The organism is Pseudoalteromonas tunicata, from assembly GCF_002310815.1.
GTDB classification, from domain to species: domain Bacteria; phylum Pseudomonadota; class Gammaproteobacteria; order Enterobacterales; family Alteromonadaceae; genus Pseudoalteromonas; species Pseudoalteromonas tunicata.
Genome location: NZ_CP011032.1, coordinates 1,972,417 through 1,988,437 on the forward strand (window position 1 = coordinate 1,972,417; position 16,021 = coordinate 1,988,437).

At 38.5% G+C, this 16,021-nt stretch carries 14 protein-coding genes; 3 read left to right on the plus strand and 11 right to left on the minus strand.

The window, feature by feature from the left end; all coding sequences use genetic code 11:
- Positions 1–93: 93 nt before the first annotated feature.
- A complete protein-coding gene (gene asnB, locus PTUN_RS08965; RefSeq protein WP_009839928.1) occupies positions 94–1,770 on the plus strand; it encodes an asparagine synthase B in 1,677 nt (558 codons plus the stop codon).
- Positions 1,771–1,865: 95 nt separating this feature from the next.
- Here asnB and trhO read toward each other — a convergent pair whose 3' ends face one another.
- The gene (trhO, locus tag PTUN_RS08970; RefSeq protein WP_009839929.1) at positions 1,866–2,852 is read right to left on the minus strand and encodes an oxygen-dependent tRNA uridine(34) hydroxylase TrhO; all 987 of its coding nucleotides are present in this window, start codon (positions 2,850–2,852) and stop codon (positions 1,866–1,868) included.
- A gap of 183 nt (positions 2,853–3,035) precedes the next feature.
- On the opposite strand from trhO, the gene PTUN_RS08975 reads away from it, so the two are divergent.
- Positions 3,036–4,358 (plus strand): DEAD/DEAH box helicase, encoded by a 1,323-nt coding sequence (locus PTUN_RS08975; protein WP_040644142.1) that lies wholly within the window; start codon positions 3,036–3,038, stop codon positions 4,356–4,358.
- Positions 4,358–5,188: a CvfB family protein gene (locus PTUN_RS08980; protein ID WP_009839931.1), complete on the plus strand. Its 831-nt coding sequence runs from the start codon at positions 4,358–4,360 to the stop codon at positions 5,186–5,188. The genes PTUN_RS08975 and PTUN_RS08980 overlap by 1 nt, the downstream gene beginning before the upstream one ends.
- Before the next feature lie 81 nt (positions 5,189–5,269).
- Here the strand turns inward: PTUN_RS08980 and PTUN_RS08985 are convergent, their stop codons facing one another.
- From PTUN_RS08985 to gyrA, 10 genes are all read right to left on the minus strand, one after another.
- The gene (locus tag PTUN_RS08985; protein ID WP_009839932.1) at positions 5,270–5,659 is read right to left on the minus strand and encodes a hypothetical protein; all 390 of its coding nucleotides are present in this window, start codon (positions 5,657–5,659) and stop codon (positions 5,270–5,272) included.
- A gap of 86 nt (positions 5,660–5,745) precedes the next feature.
- Positions 5,746–6,447, minus strand: coding sequence for an orotidine-5'-phosphate decarboxylase (gene pyrF / locus PTUN_RS08990; RefSeq protein WP_009839933.1), 702 nt, complete (start codon positions 6,445–6,447; stop codon positions 5,746–5,748).
- 10 nt (positions 6,448–6,457) lie between these two features.
- Positions 6,458–7,594, minus strand: coding sequence for a lipopolysaccharide assembly protein LapB (gene lapB / locus PTUN_RS08995; RefSeq protein WP_009839934.1), 1,137 nt, complete (start codon positions 7,592–7,594; stop codon positions 6,458–6,460).
- Positions 7,595–7,597: 3 nt separating this feature from the next.
- Entirely contained in the window at positions 7,598–7,861 is a 264-nt protein-coding gene (locus tag PTUN_RS09000; RefSeq protein ID WP_009839935.1) for a lipopolysaccharide assembly protein LapA domain-containing protein, read from the minus strand.
- Positions 7,862–7,873: 12 nt separating this feature from the next.
- Positions 7,874–8,164 carry an integration host factor subunit beta gene (ihfB, locus tag PTUN_RS09005; protein WP_009839936.1) on the minus strand — a complete coding sequence of 97 codons (291 nt, stop codon included), beginning with the start codon at positions 8,162–8,164 and terminating at the stop codon, positions 7,874–7,876.
- A 59-nt stretch (positions 8,165–8,223) separates the two neighbouring features.
- Positions 8,224–9,891, minus strand: coding sequence for a 30S ribosomal protein S1 (gene rpsA, locus PTUN_RS09010; RefSeq protein WP_009839937.1), 1,668 nt, complete (start codon positions 9,889–9,891; stop codon positions 8,224–8,226).
- A 99-nt stretch (positions 9,892–9,990) separates the two neighbouring features.
- Complete coding sequence (gene cmk, locus PTUN_RS09015; RefSeq protein WP_009839938.1) at positions 9,991–10,671, minus strand: (d)CMP kinase; 681 nt, start codon at positions 10,669–10,671, stop codon at positions 9,991–9,993.
- Between the two features lie 94 nt (positions 10,672–10,765).
- Positions 10,766–12,043: a 3-phosphoshikimate 1-carboxyvinyltransferase gene (aroA, locus tag PTUN_RS09020; RefSeq protein ID WP_009839939.1), complete on the minus strand. Its 1,278-nt coding sequence runs from the start codon at positions 12,041–12,043 to the stop codon at positions 10,766–10,768.
- Positions 12,043–13,125: a 3-phosphoserine/phosphohydroxythreonine transaminase gene (gene serC / locus PTUN_RS09025; RefSeq protein WP_009839940.1), complete on the minus strand. Its 1,083-nt coding sequence runs from the start codon at positions 13,123–13,125 to the stop codon at positions 12,043–12,045. The genes aroA and serC overlap by 1 nt, the downstream gene beginning before the upstream one ends.
- Before the next feature lie 158 nt (positions 13,126–13,283).
- Entirely contained in the window at positions 13,284–15,983 is a 2,700-nt protein-coding gene (gene gyrA, locus PTUN_RS09030; RefSeq protein ID WP_009839941.1) for a DNA topoisomerase (ATP-hydrolyzing) subunit A, read from the minus strand.
- Positions 15,984–16,021 lie beyond the last annotated feature (38 nt).

A 16,021-nucleotide genomic window follows, 5' to 3' on the forward strand; every position in this document is an offset into this window, starting at 1 on the left:
ATTCTATTAATTTTGTAAAACAGGTGTGACTTAACTCGATATATCTGTTAAAAACAATTTAAAAATATGTTGTCGTAGGAATGAGGAATCCATATGTGTTCAATTTTTGGGGTGTTAGACATCAAGTCAGACCCAATCCAGTTACGTAGCCAAGCAATTGAGATGTCAAAGTTACTTAGGCATCGAGGGCCCGATTGGTCTGGAGTATATTCGTCTGAAAAAGCGATTTTAGTCCATGAAAGATTAGCAATTGTTGGTGTTACAAGTGGTGCTCAGCCACTTTATAACCCTGAGCAAACAAACATCTTAGCGGTGAATGGTGAAATTTATAATCATAAAGAATTAGCAAAAAATCTAAAGGTTGATTTCGAGTTTCAAACTGAATCAGACTGTGAAGTTATTTTGGCTCTTTATAAAGAAAAAGGCCCTGAGTTTTTAGATGACCTTAATGGGATTTTTGCTTTTTGTTTGTATGATGAAGAACAAGATGCCTATTTAATTGGTCGTGATCACATCGGTATCATTCCGCTTTATACAGGTACCGATGAGCATGGCAATTTTTACGTCGCCTCAGAGTTAAAAGCGTTATCACCAATCTGTAACCATATTAAAGAGTTTCCACCAGGTCATTACTTGTGGAGTCAAGATGGTGAATTACGCCCCTATTACCAGCGTGACTGGACCAGCTTTGACGCTGTCAAAGACAATAGCGCCACTGCTCAAGACGTTAAAGTTGCTTTAGAGGCCGCGGTTAAACGTCAATTAATGTGTGATGTTCCATACGGGGTATTGCTTTCGGGCGGCTTAGACTCGTCAGTTATTTCAGCTATCACCCAACGTTTTGCCGCTAAACGCATCGAAGATAATGATAATTCGAATGCTTGGTGGCCTCAGCTTCACTCTTTTTCTGTCGGGCTTGCAGGTTCTCCTGATTTAGCGGCGGCACAAAAAGTTGCAGATATGATTGGTACCGTGCACCACCCAATTATTTTTACAGTACAACAAGGAATTGATGCGTTAAAAGAGGTGATTTATCATTTAGAAACTTATGACGTCACCACTATTCGCGCTTCTACGCCAATGTATTTAATGGCGCGCCAGATAAAAGCGATGGGAATTAAAATGGTTCTTTCTGGTGAAGGTGCCGATGAGCTATTTGGTGGTTATTTGTATTTTCATAAAGCGCCTGATGAAAAAGAGTTTCATGAAGAGCTAAATAGAAAAGTCTCAAAACTGCATTTATTTGATTGTTTACGCGCCAATAAATCTATGGCCGCTTGGGGTGTTGAAGCCCGGGTTCCATTTTTAGACAAAGAGTTTGTCGATGTCGCAATGCGCGTCAACCCAATTGCTAAAATGTGCGGTAAAAATGGCAAAATTGAAAAGCATATTTTACGTCAAGCCTTTGAAGGTTATTTACCTCATGAAGTATTGTGGCGTCAAAAAGAGCAGTTCTCTGATGGTGTCGGCTACAGCTGGATAGATTCTCTAAAAGAATATGTCGCTGAGCAAGTGACCGATCAGATGCTTGCATCGGCTGCATTTAAATTTCCAATCAATACACCTGACAGCAAAGAAGCTTATTTCTATCGTTGTATCTTTGCAGAACATTTCCCAGGTGATGCAGCTGCATTGTGTGTACCTTTTGGTAAATCAGTCGCCTGTTCAACACCACAAGCTCTGGCTTGGGATGCGTCTTTTGCCAATAATGCAGACCCTTCTGGTCGAGCTGCTGGTGTTCATAATGATGCTTATAACAAAACAAAATAGTTACAAAAAAGCCAATTGATTACTCAATTGGCTTTTTTATTAAGCTTGATTACACCATCAAACATAATTTAAATTTCTACTACTGTATTTAATCTCTAAGCTGATTTTTTACGTTGTAGGTCTTTCTTTTGCTGTTTTTCTTCTTTACGTTGTTTTAATGCCACTTGAGCTTCATGGCCAATGTGACCTTCACCACGTACCTTAGCAAGTTCAACTTGCTTTTGACGTTCAGCAAAACGTAATTTTTGCTCTTCAGATAATGCATCATGGCAATGTAAACACGATACCCCTTCCATGTAGCTTGCTAATTGTTTTTCGTCTTCAGTGATAGGCATACGACAAGCATGACATTGATCATAGCTACCTTTTTGTAAATCATGATCAACCGCAACACGGTTATCAAAAACAAAACACTCACCTTGCCACATGGTTTGCTCTTTAGGCACTTCTTCAAGGTATTTTAAAATACCACCTTCAAGGTGATACACTTCATCAAACCCCTGCTCTTTCATATAGGCCGTTGATTTTTCACAGCGGATCCCACCAGTGCAAAACATCGCCACTTTTTTATGTTTTTGTGGATCAAGATTTTCTTTTGCCCAGGCTGGAAATTCTCTAAAAGTTTTTGTTTTTGGATCTACCGCATTTTGAAATGTACCGATTTCTATTTCATAATCGTTTCGAGTATCAATTAAAATAACTTCTGGATCTGAGATTAATGCGTTCCAATCCTCAGGTTTGACATAACTTCCGACGACTTTTAACGGATCAATGCCTTCAACACCCATAGTGACGATTTCTTTTTTCAGTTTGACTTTAGTACGGTAAAACGGACATGTTTCATCAAATGATTCTTTTGTCACAATATTTTTTAAATTATCTTGGTTATCTAACCATGTTAAAACCGCATCAATACCAGCACGTAAACCTGAAATTGTGCCATTGATCCCTTCGGAAGCTAGTAACAAAGTGCCTCTTACTTCATTTTGTTCCATCACATCATGAAGCGGTTGACGTAATAACTCGAAGTTTGGTAAAGCTGTGAATTTGTATAGAGCACAGACAACAAATTGTGAAGACATAATAACCTACTTAGTTTGCATTTTTTGGAATTAACCGAAACCGAATCGTAAATCCGGCGCATTGAGGGCGCATATTCTACCTAAGTCAGGCTAAAACGCAAAAAATTCTAATTAAGCTGTGAGCTGCTATGATGTTAATGTACAATATCGCGCTTTTTGTTTGATTTATTTTGGAGTTCTATTTTGTTATTTGAAGAGTTTGGCATTGATAAACGATTGTTAACGCAATTAGCACATCAAGGAATTACTTCCCCGACCGATGTACAGCAGCAGGCAATACCTGTTGCACTTTCAGGCCAAGATTTATTTGTTCAATCAAAAACAGGTTCAGGTAAAACGCTTGCCTTTTTAGTCCCTGCTCTTCAACGAATAATTAAACAAAAACCGTTGAGTAAACGTGATCCACGTGCTGTGATCATAACTCCAACTCGTGAACTTGCTAATCAAGTGTTTGCACAATTGCGTTTATTGGTGGCGGGTTCAAACATTGTCGCCACGAAAATTTTAGGTGGTGATAATTTTAATGACCAAATTAAAGCGCTAAAAAAAGATCCTCATGTCATTGTCGCCACTCCTGGGCGCTTGGCTGATCACATAAAACAAAAATCATGTTTTTTAGCGGGGCTTGAGCTTTTGATCATAGATGAAGCAGACCGCATCATGGATCTTGGTTTTAAAGCTGAAATTGATTTAATTAATACCGAAGCTAATCATCGTTTACGTCAAACGTTATTGTTTTCGGCTACGCTTGAGCACAGCCAAATAGATGCTTTAAGTCGTAACTTATTAAAATCACCGAAAAAAGTAACGTTAAGTCAATCAAATGAAGAGCATACTGATATTACTCAGAATATGTTTTTTGCTGATAACTTGCTGCATAAAGAAGCGCTGTTGGCGCACTTTTTATCGAAGCCAAATATTGGTCAATGCATCGTATTTACTGCAACTCGTGAAGATACTTACCGCTTAAGCGAGTTAATTTCTGGTAAAGGTCTTAGCTCTCAAGCGCTTGCGGGTGATATGCCTCAAAGCAAACGTTTATCGATTATGGATAGTTTTAGTCGCGGTCAATCTCAAGTATTAATCACCACGGATATCGCGTCACGGGGTTTAGACTTACTCAATGTAACTCATGTTATTAATTTTGATTTGCCAAAACAAGCAGAAGAATATGTGCACCGTATTGGTCGCACAGGCCGAGCTGGTTTTAAAGGTCATGCGATTTCATTTGTCGGACCAAAAGATTGGGATAGTTTTGTCGCAATTAAAGCCTTCTTACAACATGAAATAACCTTCTTAACTGTTGATGGACTAGCTGCAAAATTTAAAGGTATTAAAACGCCTAAACTAGGTGAAAAACAAATTGCCAACAAAGTAGCGGCACCAAAAAAATCCATTGCTCCAAAACGTACAATAAAACCAGCTGTCAAGAAAGCCATAGCACAACCTTTTGATATAGATGGCCATGCCCCACTACGTCGCAAACCAAAATCGGAGAATATTTAATGCCATCTTTAGGAAAGTTTAATTCACTCACCATTACTGAACTTGCCCCTGAAGGTGCATATCTTGATGGTTTAGAATTAGGTGAAGTATTTTTACCTCATGCCGAAGTCCCAGCTGATGCATCAGCAAACTCTATCATTTCAGTATTTGTTTACCTGGATTCAAAAGGTGTAGCAACGGCAACAACCAAACAACCTCATGCACAAGTTGGCGACTTTTGTTTGTTACGCGTGAAAGAAATAAATTCTACTGGAGCATTTGTTGATATCGGTATTGATAAAGATTTATTAGTCCCGTTTAATGAGCAAGGTCCAAAATTAGAGCAAGGCCGCTCATACCTGATACATTTTTATTTAGATAAAGCCAGTGGCAGAATGTGTGGCTCAACAAAATTAAATAAATTTTTAGACAAAACGCCTGCTAATTATATTCCATTACAAGAAGTTGATTTGATCATCGCCGGTAAAACTGATTTAGGTTATAAAACAGTTGTAAATCAGAGCCATTGGGGAATTATTTATCATGATCAAGTTTTTCGTCCATTATTCCCGGGTCAAAAATTTAAAGGTTTTGTGCGAAAAATTCGTGAGGACAATAAGCTCGATATCACTCTAGAAAAACCAGGAATGGAAAAGATAGACTCGCTCTCTCAGAAGATTTTAGATGAATTGAATAAGCAAAATGGTTTTTTAGCGTTAGGTGATAAATCTGATCCCGAAAAAATTAAAAAGTTGTTTGCTACCAGTAAAGCTAATTATAAAAAAGCAATTGGTGGTTTGTATAAACAAGGTCTTATTGAAATTGAAGCTACACATATTTCTCTAAAGTAAGTTGTTTAAAACCATTAAAAAAAGGAGAGCATTAGCTCTCCTTTTTTGTTTTGATTTAAAAAATTTAGTTAAACCTTTATGTTATAAAAAAGTCGCACTAATGTTCGCTAAATCAATCGGTAAAATACATCGCTGGTAGCGCTTTGCATAATCCATAAATTCGCTCTTACTCGATAACTCGATTGGTGCAAGACGAAATACTTTGTCTAAACATTCTTGATTAAAACTTTGATAATAAGAAAGACACTCTTCCTTCGTTGAACCTTGATTAAGCAACTGCTCTTGCGCTTCATTGCAACTGACTTGTAATTTTAACGATAACGCATTTTTTATCTCAAGGGTATTTACCTTGGTTGAATCAAGCTTTTGCAATAATAAACTATATTGCTCTTTGGCTTGTTCTATTTTCATTTCTTGATAGTAAAGGTAACTGGCGATTGAAATTGCAACTAAGGCTAAAACATACTTCATAATATGGCACTACATAATTATTGTTTTTATATTAATAATTATTGTGCCATATTTAATGACAAAAACTAACTAAAAAATTAAGAAATTTAAAGAGATAAATTTATTGCAGCCAGTGCAGCAACTGGATCTTCTGCTTGAGTTATTGGCCGACCTATCACAAGGTAGTCACTTCCATTTTCAAGTGCTAATTTAGGTGTCATTATTCTTTTTTGATCACCAATTTCACTTCCTTGCGGTCTGATCCCTGGGGTTATTAATTTGAAATTCTTTCCAAATTTATCTTTTAAACTACTCGCTTCTTGTGCTGAGCAAACTACACCGTCTAATCCCGATTGTTTAGCAAGTGTTGCCAAATATAAAACTTGCTCTTGAGGACTTTTAGTTACACCTAATCGAGATAATTCATCAGCATCCATACTCGTTAAAACCGTTACGGCAATAAGTAATGGTGCTTTTTCACCAAATGGCAGTAATGCTTCTTTTGCCTTTATCATCATTTCAGGCCCGCCACTTGCGTGAACATTAACCATCCAGACACCCATCTTAGCAGCAGCGACTACCGCTTTAGCAACAGTATTTGGAATATCGTGGAATTTTAAATCTAAAAAAACATCAAAATCTTTAGCTATCAGCTTTTTAACAAACTCAGGGCCGAAATAGGTGAACATTTCTTTGCCAACTTTTAAGCGACAATCTTGAGGTGATAATTGATTCACGAAGTTCAACGCAGCTTCTTCATCATCAAAATCAAGCGCTATTAATACTTTTGGATCATTTAAGTGTGACATAACTTACCTATCAAAAACCATCTAAACCACGACTTGGAACTATAGATTCCCAGTGTTTACATGATGGGCAGGACCAATAAAGAGTGTGGCTTGTAAAACCACAGTGTTTACATTGAAATTCAGATTTGGTTGCAATATAAGATTGCACTAATTGATTCAACTTTGAAATTAAGTCATTAATATCTGAATTTTTAGAAGCGACTAATTCCAATAAATAGCTGAACCCTCGAATATTCGGATGTTTTTGCAAAGATTGTGATAAAAATAAAATTGCTTCTTCGGTCTGCTCAGACTCGATTAGAAATTTACAGTAGCGAATTTTAATCATCACACCGCCACGATTTACTTCTGCAACAATTAATTTTTCAAAATCAGAAAGTAAATTCAATTGTTGGTAACATTGCTCAAGTTCATAAATAAATATTGGGGCGTAAAAAGGAGATTGGATCAGTAAATCGCGCCAATAAGAAATTGCTTTGACATAATCGCCACGGTTATGAGCACTTTTTCCGAGCTCAAATAGAGGTCTTACAACTAGCTGATCTAAATTAAGACTTTTTTTAATTATTTTTGTATTTTGTTTTTCAAGTGCAAGTTCACAATAGAAATTAGCGACTGCAATTTTTTGTTGGGATTTAATAAATAACTTAGGATAGGACTCATATAGACTGACACCTTTTTGCCAGTCACTGGTTTGTTGGTAAATACCAAATAACAATTCAATCGCTCGGCAATTGCCATGAGATAGTAATTTTAATAGGTGGTGCTCTGCGCTATCAAATAGCCCAGCCATGATATAATCTTCGGCAAGCTCAATTACAATATTTTCTAAGGTAGCTGCATCTAAAGAAGGTTGTTTAAGTAAAAGCTCATGTATTTTAATCGCCCTGTCCAGCTCACCTCTGCGACGAAACATAGTTGCTAATGTCAAATAATGCTCAACAGAGTCAGCAGAAACTTCTAGCAAATTAATTAAGTGCTCTAAACCTTGATCTTCCTCCCGATCGAGGAGAAACTTTAAACCTTTGCTATATTGGGAGGTAATTTGGCGGTTGATAATATGAGCTTGAGATTTGGCACTATTGCGTCCCATAATCCAACCGTAACCAGCTGCAATAGGCAATAATAGAAATAATAGTTCTATCATGTTTTAGCTATCTTTTTGATGAGCTAGTCTTGTTTGTCGCTTTAGACGATAATTATGCCATTTTAATGAAGTAAAAACTTTAAAACTTATAATACAACCTGCGATTAAACCGACACTAAAACTGAGACTAATAACCATAGCCTGAGGCATTGTTATACTTGCAATAACATAGTTTAAAGTAACAATTTGAGGGTTTTGTGCACCAATCAAGAAAGCCACTACTATTATAAGCAATATAAATATTTGCTTAATTAATTTAAACAACATAAAACTCCGATTTTAGTTGTTCAAACTTTCGTTTACACGGTCTCTTAACTCTTTACCAGGTTTAAAATGAGGCACATACTTTCCAAGTAACTCAACTGTATCACCCGTTTTTGGATTGCGGCCTACTCGTGGTGCGCGAAAATGAAGAGAAAAACTACCAAAACCACGAATTTCGATTCTTTGAGATTCAGATAATGAATCCGCCATTTGCTCAAGAATTTCTTTAACTGAGTTTTCTACGTCTTTGGCAGAAAGTTGTGGATGTTGTTCAGCTAATTGTTCTATAAGTTCTGACTTTGTCATATTTATTCCTTAACGTGATAATAGGAAGGGCTTTCGCCCTTCCACTGCTTTAGACTATATTAGTCTTTTTGTGCATTTTTGAAAGCAGCTGCCATAGCATTTTCGAACTCTGGCTCTTCTTTCTTAAGTTTCTCTAAAACTTCTTTCTCTTCAGCTTCGAAAAGAGCTTTAACAGATAAGCTTAATGTACGGTTTTTACGATCAACACCAACATATTTCGCTTCAACTTCATCACCAACTGAAACAGCTGTAGTAGCATCTTCTACACGCTCTTGAGCAATATCAGCTACACGAATGTAACCTTCAACGCCTTCAGAAATTTCAATTGTAGCGCCTTTTGCGTCTACTTCAGTAACTTTACCTTTAACAATAGCACCTTTTTTATTGGCGTCTAGGTAGTTATTGAATGGATCGCTCTCAATTTGCTTAACGCCTAAAGAGATACGCTCACGCTCTGGGTCAACTTGTAATACGATAGCTGTGATTTCGTCGCCTTTTTTGTACTCACGTACAGCTTCTTCACCTGGAGCATTCCAAGAGATATCAGAAAGGTGAACTAGACCATCAATACCACCGTCTAAACCGATGAAGATACCGAAATCAGTGATTGATTTGATCTTACCAGTAACTTGATCGCCTTTGTTTTGTAGACGAGCAAATTCTTGCCATGGGTTAGCGATACATTGCTTAAGACCTAAAGAAATACGACGACGTTCTTCATCGATCTCTAATACCATAACTTCAACTGTGTCGCCTAAGCTAACAACTTTTGAAGGGTGGATATTTTTGTTAGTCCAATCCATTTCAGAAACGTGTACTAAACCTTCAACGCCTTCTTCGATTTCAACGAAACAACCGTAATCAGTTAAGTTCGTGATACGACCTGTAAGTTTAGAACCTTCTGGGTAACGACCAGCGATAGCTGCCCATGGATCTTCGCCAAGTTGTTTAAGACCTAGAGAAACACGAGTTTTATCTTTGTCGAATTTTAATACTTTAACAGCGATTTCGTCACCAACGTTAACGATTTCAGATGGGTGTTTAACGCGCTTCCAAGCCATATCTGTGATATGTAGAAGACCATCAACGCCACCTAAGTCAACGAACGCACCGTAATCTGTAAGGTTCTTAACGATACCTTTAACTTCTTGGCCTTCAATTAAGTTAGCTAGAAGTTCATCACGCTCTTGAGAATTTTCAGACTCAATAACCGCACGACGAGAAACAACAACATTGTTACGCTTTTGGTCTAGCTTGATAACTTTAAACTCAAGCTCTTTGCCTTCAAGGTGTGTTGTATCACGTACTGGACGCACATCTACTAATGAACCAGGTAAGAATGCACGGATTGTATCCACTTCAACAGTGAAACCGCCTTTAACTTTACCGTTGATAACACCGATAACTGTTACTTGCTCTTCACATGCTTTCTCTAAACGGATCCAAGCTTCGTGACGTTTTGCTTTCTCACGAGAAAGAATTGTTTCACCGAAACCATCTTCCATTGAGTCTAAAGCAACATCAACAACATCGCCTACCGCTACTTCTAGTTCACCAGCAGCATTTTTGAATTGCTCGGCAGGAATTGCACTTTCAGACTTAAGTCCAGCGTCAACTAATACAATGTTATTTTCAATTGAAATAACTGTACCTTGAACGATTGAACCTTGTTGAGCTTCAAAACCTTTTAAGCTTTCTTCAAATAACTGCGCAAAATTTTCTGACATACTAGATACGTCTCTAAAATATTAATCACCAATTGGACATCCTGCCGCATGGGGTTGTTTATTTAGCGTCCACAATCCTTTATGTTCGCTGTAGGTAGATTAAAGTGATTCTTTATATAAATCATATATTTTGTTGAATACTTGTTCTGCATTTAGCAACGTAGTATCAACAATAATCGCATCTGCTGAAGGCACTAAAGGTGCTACACTGCGATTCATATCTCGTTCATCACGAGCTTGAATATCATACAGCAAGTCTTCGATTTTAACATCAAGACCCGAATCCTTCAACTCGTTAAAGCGGCGATTTGCTCGCTCTTGAGCTGAGGCTGTTAAATATATTTTTAATTTTGCGTCTGGGAACACAACGGTGCCCATATCACGGCCATCGGCAATTAAGCCCTTGTCGCTACGAAATGCACGTTGTCGTCTCAATAATGCTTCACGAACACGAGGTAATGCAGCTACTTTAGAAGCCACGCCACCTACTTGTTCATTACGAATTCGTTTAGTGACATCCTCGCCTTCTAGAATTATTTTTCCAATTCCTTTTTCAGCGTCAATCAAAAATTGTACATCTAAATTCGCAGCTAATGGTACAAGTGCAGTTTCATCTGAATCTGCAATTTGATGATGTATTGCGGCTAATGCCAACACTCGATAAATTGCACCACTATCTAACACGTCCCAGCCTAGCTTATTAGCTAACAAACGACAGACAGTCCCTTTACCAGAGCCGCTTGGACCATCAACAGTGATCACCGGTTCTATTGCCTGCATTTAAACCTCCACCAATGCATACAAAAATTGTCGGGCGCATTATAAGCGATAAAGTAAAATTTATCGCTCTTTTCATACAATTTTATAAATAAAATTAATTACTAATTGTTGCTAAGGTCTCAAAATAAGTAGGAAATGTTTTATGAGTACACTTAGGATCGTTGATAACAATATCATGTCCCCCGACCGCTACCATTGAAAAACACATCGCGATCCGGTGATCATTGTAAGTATCAATCGTCGCAAATTCGATAACATCAGGTGGGGTGATTTCGATAAAATCATGTCCTTCGACAACGATAGCACCTACTTTACGCAGCTCCGTTGCCATCGCATTTAAGCGGTCAGTTTCTTTCACTCGCCAATTGTAAATATTACGAATCGCGGTTTTACCTTTAGCAAATAAAGCGACTGTAGCCATTGTCATTGCAGCATCAGGAATGGCATTAGCATCAAAATCCACGCCATAAAGTTGACCTTTTTCAACTACAATCTTGTTATCGAACCAAGTTATCTTCGCACCCGCTTGCTCAATCACATCTGCAAAAGCAATATCGCCTTGAACACTGCTTTTACCTACGCCATTTATTTCAATACACCCACCATTAATCGCAGCAGCTGCAATGAAATAAGAAGCGGATGAAGCATCCCCTTCAACCATAATTTGTCTTGGTGATTGGTAGCATTGACCTTTTTCGATAATAAATGTTTGATAATTATCATTCGTAACTACAACACCAAAGCGTTTCATTACATTTAACGTGATATCAATATAAGGTTTTGATACTAATTCGCCTTTGATTTTTATGGTTGTAGTATTGGTAAATAGTGGCGCGGCCATCAGTAAAGCGGTTAAAAATTGGCTTGATATACTGCCATCAATTTCAACTTCACCACCTTCAATGCCCTGCCCCTGTATTTTAAGTGGCGGATAATCTTTATTTTCTAGGTAGGTAATATTTGCACCTAACGCATCAAGGGCATCAACTAAGTGACCAATTGGCCTTTCATTCATCCGAGGCTCGCCAGTGAGCTTGGTATCGATATTAGAGGCGGCAAGAACAGCCGTCAGTGGACGAAACGCGGTGCCTGCATTGCCTAAAAATAATGCTTGCTCTGGCTGAATAAATTTTCCACCAGTACCATAAACTAATGCGGTTGTTTTAGTTTCATTAAGCTCGACTTTAATACCAAGCAACGCAAGTGCTTCAAGCATGCGCTGAATATCATCGCTATCTAAAAGATTATCAACTTGAGTTACCCCTTCACATAATGCAGCGAGCAGTAAAATTCGGTTTGATAAACTTTTAGAGCCAGGTAAAGTCACACTGCCGTTTACTTTGTTAATTGCTTTTAACAGTAGTGATTCCATTAGCCATTTTCCTTTGCAAATACAGCCATAAAATCGACTAATGCTTGTACGCCTTCAAGAGGCAGCGCGTTATAGATACTTGCACGCATACCGCCAACAGAACGGTGTCCTTCTAATGCTAATAAGCCTGCTTGATTAGCTTGACTTAGAAATAAATCATTCAGCTTTTCATTATTTAACCAAAAAGGCACATTCATCAGTGAACGGCAATGTTTAGCTACTTTGTTGGAATAAAAACCACTTTGATCAATAAAGTCATATAGTAATTCGGCTTTTTGTTTGTTTATTGCTTCCATAGCTTTAACACCACCTTGGGCTTCTAGCCATGCAAATACTTCATTGGCAAGGTACCAAGCAAAGGTAGGTGGTGTATTAAACATGCTGCCTTGCTTATGCTCAAGGCTATAATCTAAGATACCAGGGCGTGGCAATCCTTTACGCTCTAATAATGATTTTTTAATGATAACGATAGTTAAACCTGATGGGCCGATATTTTTTTGCGCGCCCGCATAGATTAAATCAAACGCGCTAACATCAATTTCTCGCGATAAAATATTTGACGACATATCAGCTACAATTGGCGCAGTTGGATGCTTAGGCACATCAAATAACTCAACCCCATCAATTGTTTCATTCGGGCAATAATGTACATATGAAGCATCAAGAGGTAGATTCCAATCACTTGCAGGAGTGACATCAAAACCAGTCGCTGTGTCTTTACGAACGTTAATATTCACCGTTTCAATAAACTTATTAGCTTCATCGAGCGCACCCTGCGACCATACACCACTGTTACAATAAACAGCGGCTTTACCCTCAACATGCAAATTTAATGGCACAGCAGAGAATTGACCACGACCCCCACCATGCATAAATAACACAGCGTAATCATCTGGAATATTCATTAAACGACGTAAACGCGCTTCACTTTGCGCCGCTACAGCTAAAAAAGGCTCGCTGCGATGGCTGATCTCCATCACAGAAACCCCCATATCTTGCCAATTTAAAAACTCAGCTTGTGCTTTTTTCATTACATCAGGTGGCAAAGTCGCAGGACCCGCACAAAAATTATAAACACTCATTCCCCTCTCCCTCATTGTTTATATTTAATTGCTATGATTCAAAACAGTGCACCGTGATCGAAGCCAAGAGACTTGGAATAACAGATAGTTACATTTTTGAGTGATAACAACTGGTGTTTTATGTTGTTAAAAAAAGCGGCTTTCGCCGCTTTTTTTAATTACTCAGCCGTTGGTATTTCGGCCTCGTTATCAGGAGTCTCTGAAGCAGGAGTGTCATCTGAAGTTGCTACTACTTCTTCAAAATATTCCGCTTCTTCAATCTCATCGATACGTTGTAAACCAACTACTAGCTCTTCGTCAATAGTTCGGATCAAAATAACACCTTGGGTATTTCGCCCAACAGTCGAGACTTCTTGAACACGAGTTCGAACCAATGTACCGCGGTTAGAAATCAGCATGATTTCGTCATTTTCGAGTACTTGAACAGCACCAACCACTTTACCATTACGTTCGCTAACTTTGATTGATACTACACCTTGAGTCGCTCGACTCTTCGATGGGTAATCCTCTAAGTTAGTACGTTTACCATAACCATTTTCGGTTACTGTTAAGATAGAGCCGTCATTTTTAGGTACAATAAGCGATACTACGCGTTGGCCTTCGCCCATTTTAATACCACGAACACCCGTTGCGGTACGACCCATAGGACGGACACCTTTAAACTTAATCTCTGGTTGTCCATTTTCATCTAAAACTAGATTACCGTTTTCATCAAGCACTTCACTTTCTTCAGACTCTTTGAAACGTACTACTTTACCAGCATCAGAGAACAACATGATTTCGTTAGTGCCATCTGTGATATCTACTCCAATTAAGCTATCACCTTCGTTTAAGTTTACGGCGATAATGCCACTTGAACGCTGGCGGCTATAAGCAGTTAATGGGGTTTTCTTCACTGTACCAAACGCAGTTGCCATGAAGATGTATTTATTTTCTTCATATTCACGCACCGGTAAAATAGCGGTAATACGTTCATTTGCTTCTAGAGGAAGTAAATTAATAATCGGCTTACCACGTGCAGCACGGCTTGCTAAAGGTAATTGATATACTTTTAACCAGTATAAACGACCCGCGGTTGAGAAACATAAAATCGTATCGTGAGTATTAGCAACAAGTAAACGTTCAATGAAATCTTCATCTTTCATTTTAGTTGCTGATTTGCCCTTACCACCACGACGCTGTGCTTCATAATCACTTAGCGGCTGATATTTCACATAACCTTCATGAGAAAGTGTTACAACCACATCTTCTTCATTAATTAAGTCTTCTAAACTGATGTCATGCGCCGCTGCAGTAATCACAGTACGGCGTTCATCACCATATTGTTCTTTTGCAAGTGCCAGCTCGTCACGGATCACTTCAAGTAAACGCTCAGGCGATGACAAGATATGCAATAGCTCAGCGATTAAGTCAAGTAGCTCTTGGTACTCAGCTAAAATTTTCTCGTGTTCTAACCCAGTTAAACGGTGTAAACGTAATTCAAGAATTGCTTGTGCTTGTTGTGGTGATAAATGATATTGACCATCACGAATACCTAATTCAGCATCTAGCCACTCAGGACGTGCTACATTGCTTTCACCTGTGCGTTCAAGCATTGATTGCACATGACCTAAGTCCCACGGACGAGCAAGGAGCGCTTCTTTTGCTTCAGCAGGTGTAGGCGAGCGACGGATCAATTCAATAATTGGATCGATATTAGCAAGTGCAATTGCTAAACCTTCAAGCGTATGAGCACGGTCGCGCGCTTTACGTAAATCAAATACGGTACGGCGTGTGACTACTTCGCGGCGATGGACCACAAACGCATGGAGCATTTCTTTTAAGTTAAGTAACTTAGGCTGGCCATTATCTAACGCAACCATATTCATACCAAATACGGTTTGCATCGATGTTTGTGCATATAAGTTGTTTAAAACAACCTCACCCACTTCACCACGTTTGATTTCAACCACAATACGCATACCATCTTTATCAGACTCGTCACGTAATGCACTGATCCCTTCAATCTTTTTGTCTTTAACTAATTCTGCAATTTTTTCGATTAATCGTGCTTTATTAACCTGATACGGTAACTCATGAACAATAATAGTTTCTTTACCACGTTCATCAGTTTCGACTTCTGCTTTTGCACGAATATACACTTTCCCACGACCCGTTTTATAGGCTTGTTCAATGCCTTTTTTACCGCTGATGATAGCTGCGGTTGGGAAATCAGGACCTGGAATATAGTCAATGAGTTCATCAATAGTAATATCTGGGTTATTAATTAACGCCAAACAGCCATTGATGACTTCATTTAAATTATGCGGAGGAATGTTTGTCGCCATACCAACAGCGATGCCCGAAGCACCATTAACAAGTAAATTTGGTATTTTAGTTGGTAATACGGCTGGAATTTTTTCAGTACCATCGTAGTTATCTACATAATCGACGGTTTCTTTTTCTAAATCGGCTAATAGCTCGTGAGAAACACGCGCCATACGGATTTCGGTATAACGCATTGCCGCTGCAGAATCGCCATCAACCGAACCAAAGTTTCCTTGGCCATCTACTAGCATATAACGCAGTGAGAAAGGCTGAGCCATACGAACTATGGTATCGTACACTGCGCTATCACCATGTGGGTGATATTTACCGATTACGTCACCGACGACACGAGCAGATTTTTTATAAGGTTTGTTCCAATCATTCTTGAGTTCATTCATCGCGAATAATACACGACGGTGAACAGGCTTTAAGCCATCACGAACATCAGGTAAAGCACGTCCTACTATTACGCTCATGGCATAATCAAGGTAAGAGTTCTTTAGTTCGTCTTCAATATTAACTGGAAGGATTTCATTGGCGCGATCAGTCATTCGATTTCACTTCCTTCAGTCGACTAAAATTTGTTAAT

What these genes read in the sequence shown, in the direction of transcription:
- cmk (WP_009839938.1), bottom strand. Translation starts at nt 10,671, where the DNA reads ATGCAGGCAATAGAACCGGTGATCACTGTTGATGGTCCAAGCGGCTCT.
- PTUN_RS09000 (WP_009839935.1), bottom strand. Translation starts at nt 7,861, where the DNA reads ATGTTGTTTAAATTAATTAAGCAAATATTTATATTGCTTATAATAGTA.
- pyrF (WP_009839933.1), bottom strand. Translation starts at nt 6,447, where the DNA reads ATGTCACACTTAAATGATCCAAAAGTATTAATAGCGCTTGATTTTGAT.
- rpsA (WP_009839937.1), bottom strand. Translation starts at nt 9,891, where the DNA reads ATGTCAGAAAATTTTGCGCAGTTATTTGAAGAAAGCTTAAAAGGTTTT.
- aroA (WP_009839939.1), bottom strand. Translation starts at nt 12,043, where the DNA reads ATGGAATCACTACTGTTAAAAGCAATTAACAAAGTAAACGGCAGTGTG.
- trhO (WP_009839929.1), bottom strand. Translation starts at nt 2,852, where the DNA reads ATGTCTTCACAATTTGTTGTCTGTGCTCTATACAAATTCACAGCTTTA.
- asnB (WP_009839928.1), top strand. Translation starts at nt 94, where the DNA reads ATGTGTTCAATTTTTGGGGTGTTAGACATCAAGTCAGACCCAATCCAG.
- ihfB (WP_009839936.1), bottom strand. Translation starts at nt 8,164, where the DNA reads ATGACAAAGTCAGAACTTATAGAACAATTAGCTGAACAACATCCACAA.
- serC (WP_009839940.1), bottom strand. Translation starts at nt 13,125, where the DNA reads ATGAGTGTTTATAATTTTTGTGCGGGTCCTGCGACTTTGCCACCTGAT.
- gyrA (WP_009839941.1), bottom strand. Translation starts at nt 15,983, where the DNA reads ATGACTGATCGCGCCAATGAAATCCTTCCAGTTAATATTGAAGACGAA.
- PTUN_RS08985 (WP_009839932.1), bottom strand. Translation starts at nt 5,659, where the DNA reads ATGAAGTATGTTTTAGCCTTAGTTGCAATTTCAATCGCCAGTTACCTT.
- lapB (WP_009839934.1), bottom strand. Translation starts at nt 7,594, where the DNA reads ATGATAGAACTATTATTTCTATTATTGCCTATTGCAGCTGGTTACGGT.
- PTUN_RS08980 (WP_009839931.1), top strand. Translation starts at nt 4,358, where the DNA reads ATGCCATCTTTAGGAAAGTTTAATTCACTCACCATTACTGAACTTGCC.